The organism is Pseudomonas sp. BN411, from assembly GCF_029871235.1.
Lineage (GTDB): Bacteria > Pseudomonadota > Gammaproteobacteria > Pseudomonadales > Pseudomonadaceae > Metapseudomonas.
The window spans coordinates 46,590-58,483 of sequence record NZ_SSOM01000066.1 but is presented as its reverse complement, the minus strand read 5'-3'; the positions used below and the strand labels follow the sequence as shown (position 1 = coordinate 58,483).

Genomic DNA, 11,894 nt, shown 5'->3' with positions numbered 1-11,894 from the left:
GCTTGCGATACCCATCAGCTCTGTCCGCATGGGTATCGCTCCGCTCCACCCATCCTACGGAGGTTATGCGGTAGCCAGCAGTCCGTAGCCTGGATGAAATCCGGGGCTATCCCACCGCCGCTCCCGGATTGCAGGCGAGCTACGATTGGTCAGACTGCTCCGAAATGCCCCCTTGTAGGGGGGCAAAAGTAAGTCCACGTTCTACGAACGTGGATGTTTACTCGCGAAGGACAGCGCAGCTGTCCCATTGGACGTCCAGGGCGAGCCTGCGGCCCGCTTAGCGAATGAATTCGCCCCCACAAGAACCATCGCCTCTGCCCAACCCGGTACGCATTCGTAGGATGGCGTAGAGCGAAGCGAAACCCATCGATAGCCGGCCAGCTGCCGTATTCAACCACCACACAACGCCTTCAACCTTCCCACCAACTCCTCTTCCGCCCGTCCCAACCCCGTCCGCCCATAGAGCGCCAGTCGCAGTCCCTGAATCTCTGGCAGATCCTCAACCTTGCCGAGCAGCCGATGCTCCGGCCCCAGCACACGCAATGGCAGCAGACTCACGCCCAATCCCGCCGCCACCGCCGCGCGCACGCTGGCCAGGCTGGCGCTGGAGTAGGCGATGCGCCAGCGCCGGCCCTGCACATCGAGGCCGTGGAGCATCTCATTGCGATAGAGCCCTCCGGCCGGAAACACAACCAGGGGCAACGGCTCGCGCCCAAACGCCGGGGAGCTGACGCTGTCCACCCAGCCCAGTGGTTCCGGCCAGGAGGCCAGGCTGTCGCCGCCATCGCCCATGCGCTTGACCAGCAGCAGGTCGAACTCGCCGCCCTGGTACAGGCGCAGCAGTTCCGGGCTGAGGCCGCTGGTCACCTCCAGACGCACGCCGGGCCAGGCGGCGGAGAATTCCGCGAGTACCGGCATCAGGCGTTCGGCGGCGAAATCCTCGGGGACACCCAGGCGCAGCACACCACTGCCGGGCTGGTGGCGCAGCACCTCGGCGGCTTCGTCCTGCAGGGCGAGGATGCGCCGGGCGTAGCCAAGCAACTGTTCGCCTTCGGCGGTTGCCACCACCTGGCGCTGACTGCGATCGAGCAGGCGGCAGCCAAGGCTTTCCTCCAACCGGCGCAACTGCTGGCTGACGGTGGACTGGGTGAGGTGCAGGCGTTCGGCAGCGCGGGTGAAGTTCCCGCAATCGGCAACGGCGACGAAACTGCGCAGGAGAAGGGGATCGAACATGGATGTATTCCAGGTGCCACTGATAGGCATGGTTATATTTAATTTCAGAATACTTGACCAGCCGGACATAATTTCGCGCATTCGACCAAGTGCGGAGGCGAACCATGAAAGCCGGACTCATTCAGTGCCTGTTCCTGGCCAGCGGCCTGCTGTTGGCAGCGCAAGCCAAGGCGGATGACAGTGCAGCTCAACGCCTGTTGCAAGCTGCCGGAGCGGGCGACCTGGGCGGGGTAGAAAACCTGCTGCAACAGGGCGTACCGGTGGACGTGCGCGATGGCCAGGGCAACACGCCCCTGCTGCTCGCCACCGCTGCCAATCGGGTGGATGTGGCCCGCCGGCTGATCGAAGCCGGCGCCGACGTCAACCTGCAGAACCGTATGCAGGACAGCGCCTACTTGCTGGCGGGCGCCAGCGGCCACCAGCAGATCCTCGAACTGACCCTGGCCCACGGCGCCAACCTGCGCAGCACCAACCGTTTCGGCGGCACCGCGCTGATCCCCGCCTGCGAACGTGGTCACGTGGACACCGTGCGCACCCTCATCGCTGCCGGCGTCGACCTCGACCACGTCAACAAGCTCGGCTGGACCTGCTTGCTGGAGGCCGTGTTGCTGGGTGACGGCGGACCGGCTCACCAGCGCATCGTCGAGCTGCTGATCGCCGCCGATGCTGACCTCGACCTGGCCGACAACGAAGGCGTCACCCCCTTGCAACATGCCGAACAGCGCGGACAGCGGGCCATCGCCGCCAAGCTGCGCGCCGCCGGCGCCCGCTGATTGATGGAGCACCCCATGTCTGAAGATCGCAACTACCTGGAACAGGCCGTGGAACTGGCGCGGCAGAATGTGGAGCAGGGCGGCCGCCCGTTCGGCGCGCTGCTGGTGCGTGACGGCCAGGTGCTGGCCCGCGCAGTGAATGAAATCCACCTGACCCAGGACCCCACCTGCCACGCTGAACTCCAGGCCATCCGCGCCGCCAGCCGGCAGTTGGGCCCGCGCCTGGACGGCTGCGTGATCTACGCCAGCGGCCAGCCGTGCCCCATGTGCCTGGCCGCCATGCATATGTGCGGCGTGAGCCGCGTGGTGTTCGCTGCGGCCAATGCCGTGGGCGAACCCTTCGGTTTGTCCACTGCGGCTGTCTACCAGCAGATGGCGCTGCCCCTGGACGCACAGAAGCTGGACATCCAGCACCTGCCGCAACCGGCCATGAGTGAAATCTATGCGCGCTGGCAGGCCCTGCATGCCGCGCGCTGACCGTCTCGACAATCTCGCTGCCTGGGCGTTGCTGGTCGTCGTCGGGCTGAACCTGAGACCCATCCTCGCGTCGGTGAGTCCGCTTCTGGCCGACATTCGCAGCGCCACCGGCATGGGCTTCCAGACCGCCGCGCTGCTGACCACGCTGCCGGTCATCTGCATGGGGCTGGTGGCACTGCTGAGCAACAAACTGGGTGGCCTGGGCGAACGGCGTGGCATCGGCCTAGGGCTCGCGCTGATCGCCGGTGCCTGCCTGGCGCGGCTGCTGTGTGGCCAGGCCGGCCCGCTGCTGGCGACCGCCTTGCTGGGTGGCGCCGGTGTGGCGCTGATCCAGGCACTGCTGCCAGCGGTGATCAAGCGCCGGTTCGAGGGCCGGGTGGCGTTGGCCATGGGCGTGTATTCCGCCTCCCTGATGGGCGGTGGTGGCATGGCAGCGCTGACCAGCCCGTTGTTGGCCCATCACTTCGAGCACTGGCAGGTGGGGTTGGGGCTCTGGCTGGTACCGGCGGTGCTGGCCCTGGCGCTTTGGCTGTCGCGGCCCCTGCCGAGCCCTGCGCCCCTAGCTGGCGGCCGGTCCGTGAGCTTCATGGGCAATCGTCGCGCCTGGCTGCTCGCCCTGTATTTCGGCCTGGTCAACTGCGGCTACATGAGCATGGTCGCCTGGCTGCCGGCCTACTATCAGCAACTCGGCTGGAGCCCGACCCGCAGCGGTTCGCTGCTGGCCTTCATGACCATCTTCCAGGTGATCGCGGCCCTGGGCATGCCCGCCCTGGCGCAACGCGGCACGGACCGTCGGCCGCTGCTGTCGGTGAGCCTGATCGCCCAGGCGGTGGGCTTCGCCGGATTGATCTGGGCGCCCCTGGAACTGTTCGCCCTGTGGATCGCCCTGATCGGCTTCGGCCTGGGGGCGTGCTTCGCCCTCAGCCTGATCCTCACCCTCGACCATCGCCGCGATCCGCGTGAGGCGGGCCAATTGGCCGCCTTCGTGCAGGGCGTGGGCTTCCTGATCAACGCTGTGTCGCCCTGGCTCAGCGGTTGGCTGCGGGAGGTCACCGGCGGCTTCACCGCCGCCTGGCTGGTGCTGGTGGTCGGCGTGCTGCTGATGCTGGGGGTGACCCGGTTGTTCAGCCCGGCCAGCTATCGGCCGGCGGCAACCACAGCGCCGGTAGCCGGCACTTTGTAGGCGCCGGATAGCCGGTCCCGCACAGTGCGCCATCTGCGGCTATACCACTGAAAAGGCCCCCGCAAGCGGCACCAGCCGTGGCTTTGAGGGCCATTCGGGAGAGCCGCATGCCAGAAACTGCCAGAACCGCAATCGTCACCGGAGCGTCCCGGGGCATCGGCGCCGCCATCGCTCGCCGTCTCGCAGCCGATGGCATCCAGGTAGTCGTCAATTACGCCACGCGGCCGGAAGCCGCCGAGCGGGTAGTGGACGAAATCAGACGGGCGGGTGGCAGGGCTTATCCGGTGCTGGCCGATGTCAGCGACCCCGTAGCGGTCGCAGTGCTGTTCGACCAGACGGAAATGGAGTTCGGCGCCGTCGACATCCTGGTGAACAACGCCGGGGTGATCCAGCCTGGCCTGGTGCCGCTGGCCGATACCGAAATGGCGCTCTATGACCGGATGTTCGCCATCAACACGCGCGGGACCTTCAACACCCTCAAGATGGCTGCCTCGCGCCTGCGCAGCGGCGGGCGCATCGTCAACCTGTCCAGCAGCGTGGTGGGGATGGGGCTGCCGGGCTACGCCATCTACGCGGCGTCCAAGGCGGCGGTGGAAACCATGAGCGCGATCTTCGCCCGCGAATTGCGTGGCCGCTGCATTTCGGTCAACTGCGTGGCGCCGGGGCCCACGGCCACCAACCTGTTCCTCGACGGCAAGCCCCCGGAGTTGGTGGAGCGCCTGACCAAGCAGGCCCCGCTGGAACGCCTCGGGAACCCCGAGGACATCGCCAACCTGGTGGCCTTCCTGGTTGGCCCGGAGGGTGCCTGGGTCAATGGCCAGACACTGCGCGTCAACGGCGGCATCATCTGAGAGCCTGCTCACGATCGGCTGCGCGTCGGAATAACTGCGTTGCGAATGGCTTCGGGCTTGCTCATTTACAGCTCGCGCGATCGTGAGCACGCTCCACGAGGAGGTTGCATGAACGGCTATCAACTCACCCTCTACACCCAGCAGAACCGCCGTCACGAGGGCAAGATGCTCGCCGACTGGATCGTCGCCCTGGCCATGGAAATGGGCCTGCGCGGGGCCACCCTGGTTTCCGGTATCGAAGGGTTTGGGCATACCAAACACTTCCATTCCCATCACTTCTTCGAGATGGCCGACCAGCCCATGCTGATCCTCATGGCCCTCAGCGAGGCGGAGTGCGACGCCCTGCTCAAGCGCATGGAAGAGGAGGGCGTGACCCTGTTCTACGTGAAGGTGCCAGCGGAATTCGGCCTGCTGGGCGCGCCGGTGGATGCCTGAGCTGCGGCTCTGCGACAATCGCCGCTTCCTCCACCCGCAAGGCCGCCTGATGAACCCCGAAGACCTGCTGCTCCTGGTCACCCGTGAGATGCCGTACGGCAAGTACAAGGGCCGCCTGATTGCCGACCTGCCCGGGCACTACCTCAACTGGTTCGCCCGCGAAGGCTTCCCCAAAGGCGAGATCGGACGGCTGCTGATGCTCATGCAGGAGATCGACCACAACGGGCTGAAGCCGTTGCTGGAGCCGTTGCGCAGGAAGCGTTGAAGCAGCCCACGGCCCGCTTTCTCTGTGGGGGCGAATTCATCGGCTATGTCTGTGCAAGTCGCTGCATTGCCCGTAGGAGCTGGCTTGCCAGCGAATGGCTCCCTTTCGCTAGCAAGCTAGCTCCTACAAGGCGTCTGGACCGATGAGCGATTGAAATCGCCCCCACAAGGTTTTCTTTTCCGGCACGTGTGCCAATTCCGTCCGATAACCGCCCACTCCGCCGTACCCCATCCCCCCATCAGCCGCTCTAGCTCAGGGCAGGCGCCATTGTTCTCGATTCGCAAACACTCATATCGCTGAAACCGGAATTGTTGGAGGTGAGGGCCGCTTGTAGCTTGCGCCCCAACCGGACATCCAGACCCGCACTGCCAGTGGGAGTTGTCCGCATCAGGCTGACTAATAAAAACAAGGTAGCTGCCATGATTCCTCGCAAGCATCGTTCCGCATCCTCCCTGTTCGCTCCGGTCCTGGCGGCCGCCGCGCTGTTTCCCGTATTCACCCAGGCCGCCGAGCCGGGTCCGTCCGGTTCGCTGTTCCGCAGCGCCTTCGGTGATGGCCTGGAAAAGGATTACGGCATCAAGGTCCATGGCTGGGCCCAGGCCGGCTGGATCTACAACGACAACGGCAGTGACGACGTGAGCAAGCAGGCCTTCTTCAACAACGACGAAGGCTTCAACCTCAACCAGTTCGCCCTGGCCATCGAGAAGACGCCCAAGGGCAACGTGGTGGGCCGTGTCGGTCCGTTCCCGGGGCCGATGCCGCAGGAAGCCGACTGGGGTTTCAACGTCACCGCGCTGTATGGCAAGGATGCGCGCTTCTTCAAGACCTACGGCTTCGACGAAGACTTCGGCGTCAACCGCAGCGCCGACGCCAACGACGAGAACTTCAACATCGCCCAGGCCTACCTGGACTTCTACATCCCGGTACTCGGCGGCTCCAACCTGATGCTCGGCGTCTTCCACACCCCGCTGGAGAACGAGATCGGCTTCGCCCTGGGGAGCCCGGCCCCGGCGGACTTCTACAGCCACACCTATTCCTTCATGCACGGCCCAGCCAAGCACACCGGCGCGCTGTATTCCTTCAAGCTGCCCCAGGAAGAGGGCGGCAGCATGCTCGGCTTCGAGCTGGGCCTGGTGCAGGGCTGGAACAACATGCAGGACCCCAACGGCGACCCGGACGTGATCGCCAACCTGCGCTGGCGCTCGGCGGACTTCCGCACCTGGGTCGATTGGGAAAACATCTACGGCAACGGCGCGGGCGACAGCTTCGCCGAGTGCGCCTGCGGCTCGCCGATCCCGGCCGGGACCGATGACCAGGACCTGACCCGCTACGCCTCCTACCTGACGGTTTCCCATGTGCTCGACGAGCGCAACCGCGTCGCCGTCGAGTTCAACTACGGCCAGCAGGAGGGCGCGGCCTTCGCCGCCTTCGCCAACAAGGACAACGCCCACTGGTACGGCACCGACGTCAACTGGTACCACCGCCTGGGCGACAACCTGATGTGGAACAGCCGTGCCGAGTGGTTCTACACCGACGCGCCGGTACACGTGGTGATGGCCAACATCGACCCGCAAACCGGCATCCCCGATCCGAGCTGGGGCAGCTTCTACGGCTTCACCACCAACCTGGCCTGGACGCCGGTGCCCAACGTCCGTCTGCGCCCCGAATTGCGCTACGACATCCACAGCGGCAACGGTCGCGACGCCTTCGGCGACGGCCGCGAAGACAGCCAACTGGTGGGCTCTTTCGACATCACCGTCTTCTTCTGATCCATCCGCACCTACTGCCTTCCCGGCCGGGCCTCTTTGCGCGTCCGCGCCGGGTCACATTCTCCAGTCGAGGTATCCGTCATGGACAACAACAAGAAACTCCTCGGTGCCGGGCTTTCCCGGCGTGATTTCCTGCGGGCCAGCGGCGTCGTGGCTGGCGGCTCGCTGCTCGCAGGCTTTTCTTCAGGACCGCTGTTCGCGGCGGAAAAGGTCATCCGCATCGGCTACGTCAGCCCGCAGACCGGGCCGCTGGCCCCCTTCGCCGCAGCGGATGCCTACATCATCGAGAGCCTGGCCTCGGTGCTGAAGAACAGCATCACAGTGGGCGGCCAGCGCTGCCGCCTGGAGGTGATCGTCAAGGACAGCCAGTCCAACCCCAACCGCGCCGCCGAAGTGGCCAACGAGCTGATCCTTTCCGACGGCATCGACCTGATGCTGGTGTCTTCCACCCCGGAGACCACCAACCCGGTGTCGGACCAGTGCGAGATCAACGAAATCCCCTGCATCTCCACCGTGGCGCCCTGGCAGCCCTGGTTCTTCACCCGTGGCGGCAAGCCGGACGAAGGCTTCCAGTGGACCTATCACTTCTTCTGGGGCCTGGAAGATGTGATCGCCACCTACACCGCCATGTGGGGCGGCATGGGCAGCAACAAGGTAATCGGTGGACTGTTCCCCAACGACGGCGACGGCAATGCCTGGGGCGACAGCAAGCTGGGCTTCCCGCCGGTGCTCTCGCAGAAGGGCTTCCAGCTGGTGGACCCGGGTCGCTTCCAGAGCCTGACCGACGACTTCTCCGCGCAGATTTCCGCCTTCAAGAAGGCCGAAGCCGAGATCGTCACGGGCGTGGTCATCCCGCCGGACCTCACGACCTTCTGGACCCAGGCGCGCCAGCAGGGCTTCCAGCCCAAGGCCATGTCGGTGGGCAAGGCGCTACTGTTCCCCTCGGCAGTGGAGGCCCTGGGCAAGGCCGGGCACAACCTCTCCACGGAAATCTGGTGGAGCCCGAGCCATCCCTTCAGCTCGTCCCTCAACGGCCTCACTGCCGGGCAGCTCGCCGAGCGTTACACCAAGGCCACCGGCAAGCAGTGGACCCAGCCGCTGGGCTTCGTCCATGCGCTGTTCGAGCTGGCGGTGGACATCCTCCAGCGCACCGAGGAAGTGGGTAATCCCGAGGCCACCCGCGATGCGCTGCTGAAGACCGAACTGAACACCGTGGTCGGCCCGGTGAGCTGGAAGAACGGTCCGGTGAAGAACGTCGCCAAGACCCCGCTGGTGTCCGGCCAGTGGCGCCTGGGCGGGCCCTTCACCTACGACCTGGTGATCACCAGCAACCAGACCGCGCCGCAGATTCCCGTTGGTGGGGAGATGCAGGCGATCACTTACGGCGGTTGATTTCTTACCCCCTCTCCCCAGCCCTCTCCCCCACGGGGGAGAGGGAGCGGTATGCAGCAGGTATCAACACATGCAACAACTCCTCGTACTGGAGCAGATGCACAAGAGCTACGGCTCGGTGAAGGTGACCGACGATCTCAGCCTGGCCCTGGCGCCGGGAGAGGCGTTGGGCATCATCGGACCCAATGGCGCGGGCAAGAGCACGCTGTTCAACCTCATCGCCGGGGGCGTCGCCGCTGACAGCGGGCGCATCAGCTTTCAGGGTGAAGACGTCACCCGCGAGCCGGTGTTCAAGCGCTGCCAGCGTGGCATTGGCCGTTCGCACCAGATTCCCCATCCCTTCGTGAAGATGACGGTGTTCGAGAACCTGCTGGTGGGCGCCACGTTCGGCGCCGGCCAGTCGGAGAAGGACGGCTACGCCTGGTGCGCGCACATCCTCGAACTCACCGGCTTGATGAAGAAGGCCAACGCCCTGGCCGGCTCCCTGACCCTGCTGGAGCGCAAGCGCCTGGAAATGGCCCGCGCCCTGGCCACCCGGCCGCAACTGTTGCTGCTGGACGAGATCGCCGGCGGCCTTACCGAGCCTGAGTGCCTGGAGCTGGTGGGCACCATCCAGGGCATTCACCGTTCCGGCACCGCGATCATCTGGATCGAGCACATCGTCCACGCGCTGCTGGCGGTGGTAAGCCGCCTGGCGGTGATCAACTTCGGCCGCAAGCTGGACGAAGGCGAGCCCCATGCGGTGATGGCCAATCCGAAGGTGCAGGAAATCTACATGGGCATCGGGAGCTGAATTCATGCTGACGATCCGCAAACTGCGCGCCGGCTACGGCGACTTCCAGGCGTTGTTCGGCATCGACCTGGAACTGGCGGCAGGGGAAACCGTCGCCATCATCGGTTCCAATGGTGCCGGCAAATCCACCTTCCTGCGCTCGCTCGCCGGGTTGATCCGCAACGATCCCGGCGCCATCCGCTTCAAGGACGAATACATCGGCAGCCTGCCGGCCAACCGGGTGCTGGAACGCGGCATCGCACTGGTGCCGGAGGGCCGCAAGCTGTTCCCCTCGCTGAGCGTCGAGGAGAACCTGCTGATCGGTGCCTACAGCAAGCGCCAGGGCGCCTGGAACCTGGAGCGCATCTACGGCCTGTTCCCGGTTCTGGAGAAGCTGCGCAAGCGCCCCGGTACCGCACTGTCCGGCGGCCAGCAGCAGATGGTCGCCATCGGCCGCGCGCTGATGTCGAGCCCGAGCCTGCTGCTCTGCGACGAGATCAGCCTCGGTCTCGCGCCCACCACCATCAAGGACATCTATGCCGCGCTGCCATCGATCAAGGCCGACGGCACGGCGGTGATCCTGGTGGAGCAGGACATCAACCAGGCCCTCAGCGTCGCCGACCGCTTCTACTGCTTCCAGGAGGGGCGCATTTCCCTGTCCGGCAAGCCCGGTGAGGTGAGCAAGGAACAGATCAAGGCGGCCTATTTCGGCCTGGCGGAGGCATGACGATGGAATGGCTCAATACCCTGGTGCAGGGCGTGCTGCTCGGCGGCCTCTACGCCATGTTCGCGGTCGGCCTGTCGCTGATGTTCGGCATCATGCGCCTGGTCAATATTGCCCATGGCGACTTCATCGTGCTGGCGTCCTACCTGGCCCTGGTGGTGGTGGAAGTGCTCGGCCTGTCGCCCCTGGCCAGCCTGGTGCTGGTGGTGCCGGTGATGTTCGTGGTCGGCTACTGCCTGCAACGGCAACTGCTCAACCGCACCCTTGGCAACGACATCCTGCCGCCGCTGCTGGTGACGTTCGGCCTGTCGATCATCCTGCAGAACGTGCTGCTGGAGTTCTTCAGCGCCGATAGCCAGAAGCTGTCCCAGGGTGATCTGGAAGTTGCCAGTCTCTCGGTGGGCGGCCTCAGCCTCGGCGTGATGCCATTGATGGTGTTCGGCTGCGCCCTGGCAGTGATCGGCGGCTTGCAGCTGCTGTTCTACAAGACCCGCCTCGGCCGCGCCTTCCGCGCCACGTCGGATGACCAGCACACCGCCCAGCTGATGGGCATCGACAACCGCCACATCTTCGGCCTGGCCATGGCGCTGGCGATGGCGGTGGTGTCCATCGCCGGGGTGTTCCTCGCGGTGCGCACCAGCTTCGACCCCAGCGTCGGCCCGGCGCGCCTGCTCTACGGTTTCGAGGCGGTGATCATCGGCGGCCTCGGCAGTCTCTGGGGCACCCTGGCGGGCGGCGTGATCCTCGGTGTCGCCCAGGCGGTGGGGGCGCGCATCGACCCGGGCTGGCAGATCCTCGCCGGCCACCTGGTGTTCCTGCTGATCCTGGTTTTCCGCCCACGCGGCCTGTTCCCCCGGAGTGTCGACTGATGAATGCGATGAACAATGCCTACCTCGTCCAGCGCGCCACCCGGAGTAGCCAGGTGGGCCTGGCGCTGTTGGGTGTGCTGGTCCTGCTGCTGGCGTCCCTGCCGTTCTGGGCCGATCGCGCAGTGCTGCGCCTGGTGGTGGAATTCGCCTACTACCTGGCCCTGGCGCAGATGTGGAACCTGCTGGCTGGTTACGCCGGAATGGTCTCCGTGGGTCAGCAGGCCTTCGTCGGCCTGGGCGGCTACCTGCTCTTCGTGCTGGCCTCGCAACTGGGCGTACCGCCACTGGCGGCGGTGTTCCTCTCCGGGCTGGTGGTGGCCGTGCTTGCAGTGCCGACGGCGCTGGTGCTGTTTCGCCTGCGCGGCGCCTACTTCGCCATTGGTACCTGGGTAGTGGCCGAGGTGTTCCGCCTGGGCCTGGCGCAGGTCGGCAGCCTGGGCGGCGGCTCCGGACAGAGCCTGCCGGCGTCCATCGTGCGGCAGATCGGCAGCAGCCGTGACGGTCGCGAGATGCTGCTGTACTTCAGCGCCCTGGCCATTGCCGTCGGCGCGGTGCTGGTGGTTTATCTGCTGCTGCGCTCGCGTCAGGGCCTGGCGCTGACGGCCATCCGCGATTCGGAGCCGGCGTCCGGCAGCCTGGGCATCAACGTGTTCCGCACCAAGATGATGGTCTACGTGCTGGCTGCCGGCTGTACCGGCGTGGTCGGCGCGCTGATCTTCCTGCAGAAGCTGCGTATCTCCCCGGACGCCGCCTTCAGCGTGCAGGACTGGACCGCAGCGGTGATCTTCATTGTCATCATCGGCGGCATCGGCACCCTGGAGGGCCCGTTGATCGGCACCCTGATCTACTTCGTGCTGCGCAGCTGCTTCGCCGAGTTCGGCGCGCTGTACATGATCATCCTCGGCAGCGTGGCGGTGGTGATGATGCTGAAAGCGCCCCAGGGCGTGTGGGGACTGGTGAGCGAGCGGCTGGGCTGGCAGCTGTTTCCGATGCAGAGAAGGTTGGTCGGAGGCTAACGTCAGGGGCGAATTGCTCTTCCTGTGGGGGCGAATTCATTCGCTATGCAGGCCGAAGGACTGCCGTTTTGGGGTCGCTTCGCGCCCCTTAGCGAATGAATTCGCCCCCACATGTTTCTATCCTGCAACTCATCG

General features: G+C 65.6%; 13 protein-coding genes. 12 read left to right on the top strand and 1 reads right to left on the bottom strand.

The genetic code is table 11. The features are described from left to right. Positions 1–390 precede the first annotated feature (390 nt). Positions 391–1,233: a LysR substrate-binding domain-containing protein gene (locus E8F06_RS12395; RefSeq protein ID WP_280367499.1), complete on the bottom strand. Its 843-nt coding sequence runs from the start codon at positions 1,231–1,233 to the stop codon at positions 391–393. A 104-nt stretch (positions 1,234–1,337) separates the two neighbouring features. Between E8F06_RS12395 and E8F06_RS12390 the strand changes: the two genes are divergently transcribed. From E8F06_RS12390 to E8F06_RS12335, 12 genes are all read left to right on the top strand, one after another. Further along, positions 1,338–2,006, top strand: coding sequence for an ankyrin repeat domain-containing protein (locus E8F06_RS12390; RefSeq protein ID WP_280367497.1), 669 nt, complete (start codon positions 1,338–1,340; stop codon positions 2,004–2,006). 15 nt (positions 2,007–2,021) lie between these two features. After that, a complete protein-coding gene (locus E8F06_RS12385; protein WP_280367494.1) occupies positions 2,022–2,483 on the top strand; it encodes a nucleoside deaminase in 462 nt (153 codons plus the stop codon). Further along, positions 2,470–3,666 (top strand): CynX/NimT family MFS transporter, encoded by a 1,197-nt coding sequence (locus E8F06_RS12380; protein WP_280367492.1) that lies wholly within the window; start codon positions 2,470–2,472, stop codon positions 3,664–3,666. The genes E8F06_RS12385 and E8F06_RS12380 overlap by 14 nt, the downstream gene beginning before the upstream one ends. A 107-nt stretch (positions 3,667–3,773) precedes the next feature. Further along, entirely contained in the window at positions 3,774–4,517 is a 744-nt protein-coding gene (locus E8F06_RS12375) for an SDR family oxidoreductase (RefSeq protein ID WP_280367490.1), read from the top strand. Between the two features lie 108 nt (positions 4,518–4,625). Beyond that, on the top strand, positions 4,626–4,952 hold the full coding sequence (locus E8F06_RS12370; RefSeq protein ID WP_280367487.1) for a DUF190 domain-containing protein: 327 nt from the start codon (positions 4,626–4,628) through the stop codon (positions 4,950–4,952). 49 nt (positions 4,953–5,001) lie between these two features. Next, positions 5,002–5,217, top strand: a complete 216-nt coding sequence (locus E8F06_RS12365; protein WP_280367589.1) for a DUF3820 family protein — start codon at positions 5,002–5,004, stop codon at positions 5,215–5,217. A gap of 419 nt (positions 5,218–5,636) precedes the next feature. Further along, positions 5,637–6,986 carry an outer membrane beta-barrel protein gene (locus E8F06_RS12360; protein WP_280367484.1) on the top strand — a complete coding sequence of 450 codons (1,350 nt, stop codon included), beginning with the start codon at positions 5,637–5,639 and terminating at the stop codon, positions 6,984–6,986. Between the two features lie 81 nt (positions 6,987–7,067). Continuing rightward, positions 7,068–8,378 carry an ABC transporter substrate-binding protein gene (locus E8F06_RS12355; RefSeq protein WP_280367482.1) on the top strand — a complete coding sequence of 437 codons (1,311 nt, stop codon included), beginning with the start codon at positions 7,068–7,070 and terminating at the stop codon, positions 8,376–8,378. Between the two features lie 70 nt (positions 8,379–8,448). After that, positions 8,449–9,171 carry an ABC transporter ATP-binding protein gene (locus E8F06_RS12350; protein WP_280367479.1) on the top strand — a complete coding sequence of 241 codons (723 nt, stop codon included), beginning with the start codon at positions 8,449–8,451 and terminating at the stop codon, positions 9,169–9,171. Positions 9,172–9,175: 4 nt separating this feature from the next. Beyond that, complete coding sequence (locus tag E8F06_RS12345; protein WP_280367477.1) at positions 9,176–9,877, top strand: ABC transporter ATP-binding protein; 702 nt, start codon at positions 9,176–9,178, stop codon at positions 9,875–9,877. Positions 9,878–9,879: 2 nt separating this feature from the next. After that, positions 9,880–10,743 (top strand): branched-chain amino acid ABC transporter permease, encoded by an 864-nt coding sequence (locus E8F06_RS12340; RefSeq protein WP_280367474.1) that lies wholly within the window; start codon positions 9,880–9,882, stop codon positions 10,741–10,743. Next, on the top strand, positions 10,743–11,759 hold the full coding sequence (locus E8F06_RS12335; RefSeq protein WP_280367472.1) for a branched-chain amino acid ABC transporter permease: 1,017 nt from the start codon (positions 10,743–10,745) through the stop codon (positions 11,757–11,759). The genes E8F06_RS12340 and E8F06_RS12335 overlap by 1 nt, the downstream gene beginning before the upstream one ends. Positions 11,760–11,894 lie beyond the last annotated feature (135 nt).

Coding starts and splice junctions, on each gene's coding strand:
- E8F06_RS12355 (WP_280367482.1), top strand. CDS start 7,068: ATGGACAACAACAAGAAACTCCTCGGTGCCGGGCTTTCCCGGCGTGAT.
- E8F06_RS12335 (WP_280367472.1), top strand. CDS start 10,743: ATGAATGCGATGAACAATGCCTACCTCGTCCAGCGCGCCACCCGGAGT.
- E8F06_RS12370 (WP_280367487.1), top strand. CDS start 4,626: ATGAACGGCTATCAACTCACCCTCTACACCCAGCAGAACCGCCGTCAC.
- E8F06_RS12390 (WP_280367497.1), top strand. CDS start 1,338: ATGAAAGCCGGACTCATTCAGTGCCTGTTCCTGGCCAGCGGCCTGCTG.
- E8F06_RS12385 (WP_280367494.1), top strand. CDS start 2,022: ATGTCTGAAGATCGCAACTACCTGGAACAGGCCGTGGAACTGGCGCGG.
- E8F06_RS12395 (WP_280367499.1), bottom strand. CDS start 1,233: ATGTTCGATCCCCTTCTCCTGCGCAGTTTCGTCGCCGTTGCCGATTGC.
- E8F06_RS12365 (WP_280367589.1), top strand. CDS start 5,002: ATGAACCCCGAAGACCTGCTGCTCCTGGTCACCCGTGAGATGCCGTAC.
- E8F06_RS12345 (WP_280367477.1), top strand. CDS start 9,176: ATGCTGACGATCCGCAAACTGCGCGCCGGCTACGGCGACTTCCAGGCG.
- E8F06_RS12340 (WP_280367474.1), top strand. CDS start 9,880: ATGGAATGGCTCAATACCCTGGTGCAGGGCGTGCTGCTCGGCGGCCTC.
- E8F06_RS12350 (WP_280367479.1), top strand. CDS start 8,449: ATGCAACAACTCCTCGTACTGGAGCAGATGCACAAGAGCTACGGCTCG.
- E8F06_RS12375 (WP_280367490.1), top strand. CDS start 3,774: ATGCCAGAAACTGCCAGAACCGCAATCGTCACCGGAGCGTCCCGGGGC.
- E8F06_RS12380 (WP_280367492.1), top strand. CDS start 2,470: ATGCCGCGCGCTGACCGTCTCGACAATCTCGCTGCCTGGGCGTTGCTG.
- E8F06_RS12360 (WP_280367484.1), top strand. CDS start 5,637: ATGATTCCTCGCAAGCATCGTTCCGCATCCTCCCTGTTCGCTCCGGTC.